Consider the following 2,750-nt stretch of genomic DNA (forward strand, 5'->3'; position numbering starts at 1 on the left):
CGGGCGCGGCCAGGACCTGCCCGCCGGCCCTCCCGCCACGCGCCGCCCGCACGTCCGCCCGCCGGCCACCGGCCGGCCCTACCGGGCGGCAGGCCGGACAGCAGGCCGGACAGCAAGCCCGTCAGCAGGCCGACCGCAGCGAGCACCAGCGCCGTACGCCCGACCGTGCCGTCAGCGGGCGGCGTCACGTCGGCGGCCAGCCCGGCCGCCAGCCCGGCCACGCAGCCCCACACCGGCCCCCTGACCAGCGCCAGCCACACCACGGCCAGCGTCACCAGGTCGGGTCCGCCCCACGGCGCCCGGTTGACCAGCAGCACCTGCAGCAGCGGAGCCGCGAGGACCAGCAGCACCAGCCCCATGGCTCACCTCACCGCCGCCGGCACGATCACCGCGACCAGGCCGAGCGCGGAGAGCCGGGCGGCGGGTCGCACCAGGGCCGTGCGGGTGGCGCCGCCGTGCGCGCTCTCGACCGCGGTGACCACTCCGATGGGCACCCCGGCCACGTACGGCCGCGCGCCCGCCGAGCCGAGCGTCACCACCTCGTCCCCGGCCCGCAGCGGCGCGTTCGGGTCGAACAGGCTCAACCGCAGCAGCCCTTCGCCGGGCAGGCCCGTGACCACGCCCAGCTCGCCCGAGCCGGCCATGCGCGCGCCCACGGACGAGGCGGCGTCGGTGATCAGGGACACCGTGGCCGTCGAGGGACCGGCCCAGGTGACCCTGCCGACCAGGCCGTCGGCGTTCAGCACGGTCACGTCCCGCGCGACGCCGGCGGACAGGCCCGCGTCGACGGTGACGCTCTGGCCTCTGCCGAACCCGACCACGTGCGCGGCCACCCCCCGGTGCCGGCCCACGGCCGCGGCCAGCAGGTCGAGCCGGTCCGACCGGCCGCTCAGGGCGCCGGCCTGCGCGCCTCCCGGAGCCTGGGCGCCGGGCCGGGCGCTTCCCGGAGCCTGGGCGCCGGGCTGGGCCCGCGCCGCCAGCAGGTCGGCGCGCAGCGCGGCGTTCTCCTGCTCCAGCGCCCGCAGCCGCCGGTCCCCGCCGGACGACCCGCCGACCCATCTCATGGCCGAGCCGGCCGCGTTCTCGATCGTGCCGTACAGGGCGGAGCCCGCCGCGCGCACCGGGGTCAGGGGCGTCACCACGCGGTCGGCCACGACGAGCAGGACGGCGGCGAGGAGCACGAGCAGGACGACCGTCCGCCTCACCTGCGTGACCAATCGGGCAGCAGGACGTCACGCATGGCCTGGAAGCGCTCGACGCAGCGGCCCGCCCCCAGCGCCACCGAGTAGAGCGGCTTGTCCACGACCCTGATGGGCATGCCCGTGGCGTCGCCCATCCGCTCGGCCAGGCCGCGTAACAGCGCGCCGCCGCCGGTCAGCACGATGCCGTTGTCGAGCAGGTCGCCCGCCAGCTCCGCCGGGCACTGGTCGAGCGTCGTCTGGACGGCGTCGATGATGGCCTGGACCTCGTCCTCGATGGCCTCGCTGATCTGGTCGGCGGTGATCGTCGCCGTCTTCGGCAGGCCGCTGACCAGGTCGCGGCCGCGTACCGGGGCGCAGGCCCCGGGGGCGAGCGCGCGCGGCCCCGCGGCCGGCGCCGCCGCCTCGGCCTTGGCTCTGGACCTGAACGGGTTCCAGCGGTGCGGCGCGGGCGGCGGGCCGGGCTCCTCCTCGTCCACCGTGAGCGGGGCGGCGTCCGCGTGCGCGGCCTGGACGCCCACCCGGTGCCGGCCCTTGGGCACGGAGCCGGCGTCGCGGGCGCTCACGGGCGCGGGCCGGGCCATGCCCAGATCGATCTTCAGCCGCTCGGCCGTCCGCTCGCCGAGCAGCAGCGCGTGCTCCTTCTTCGTGTGGGTGATGATCGCCTCGTCCAGCTCGTCGCCGCCGACGCGCAGCGACTTGGCGACCACCACGCCGTTCATGGACACGATGGCGACCTCGGTGGTGCCGCCGCCGATGTCGACGACCATGTTGCCGGTGGCCTCGCCCACCTTGAGCCCGGCGCCGATCGCGGCGGCCATGGGCTCCTCGATGATGTGCACGCGGCGCGCGCCCGCCTCGTAAGCGGCCTCCTTGACCGCCCGCTGCTCGATGGAGGTGGTGCCGCTGGGCACGGCCACGACGACGCGCGGCTTGGCCAGGAACCTGTTCGGATGCGCCTTCTGCAGGAACATGCGCAGCATCCGCTCCGCCGCGTCCAGGTCCGCGATGACGCCGTCCTTGAGCGGCCTGATCGTGGCGATGTGCGGGGGAGTGCGGCCCATCATCCGCTTGGCCGCCTTGCCCACGGCCACGACCGTGTTCTTGTGCAGGTTGATCGCGATGACGGAGGGCTCGTTCAGCACGATGCCCTTCCTGCGGACGTAGACGAGAGTGTTCGCGGTGCCGAGATCGACCGCGATGTCATGACCGAGAAGACCCAATGCGAATGCCATGGGTTACACAGCCTTCCGACCGGGAGGGCAGGGGGACACTGCCCGCCATCGCGCTGCCCGCGGCGATTCGGCCACAAACGTATTAACTCTGTAGCCGCGGACGTCGTCGCAGGTCAGCCGGGGCTGTAGGAGCAGCGCACGCCGGTGCGCACGGCCGCGCGCAGCTCGTCGCCGATGACGGGATCGGCTATCGCGACGCGTTCGATGGCGCGCCTGATGGCCTTGCCGACGGCGGTCCTGGCCCGTTCCTCGCTGCCGGTGAAACCGCGGGCCCGCCCGCCCCTGTCTCCTATACGCAATGTACCCCGCCCCCGTT

General features: G+C 75.0%; 3 protein-coding genes and 1 pseudogene. All 4 read right to left on the minus strand.

Features of this window, described 5'->3' with window-relative positions; translation table 11 throughout:
* Positions 1-359 (minus strand): annotated as a pseudogene (locus ETD85_RS61465) (hypothetical protein); the annotation flags it as partial.
* A gap of 3 nt (positions 360-362) precedes the next feature.
* Complete coding sequence (gene mreC, locus ETD85_RS61470; RefSeq protein ID WP_138698966.1) at positions 363-1,205, minus strand: rod shape-determining protein MreC; 843 nt, start codon at positions 1,203-1,205, stop codon at positions 363-365.
* The gene (gene mreB, locus ETD85_RS61475; protein ID WP_138698967.1) at positions 1,202-2,434 is read right to left on the minus strand and encodes a rod shape-determining protein; all 1,233 of its coding nucleotides are present in this window, start codon (positions 2,432-2,434) and stop codon (positions 1,202-1,204) included. Before mreB ends, mreC begins: the two co-directional genes overlap by 4 nt.
* Positions 2,435-2,547: 113 nt before the next feature.
* The coding region (locus ETD85_RS61480) for a hypothetical protein (protein ID WP_138698968.1) at positions 2,548-2,750 on the minus strand (203 nt) is incomplete at its 5' end.

Source organism: Nonomuraea zeae (assembly GCF_005889725.1).
In the GTDB taxonomy this organism is placed as follows: Bacteria; Actinomycetota; Actinomycetes; order Streptosporangiales; family Streptosporangiaceae; genus Nonomuraea; species Nonomuraea zeae.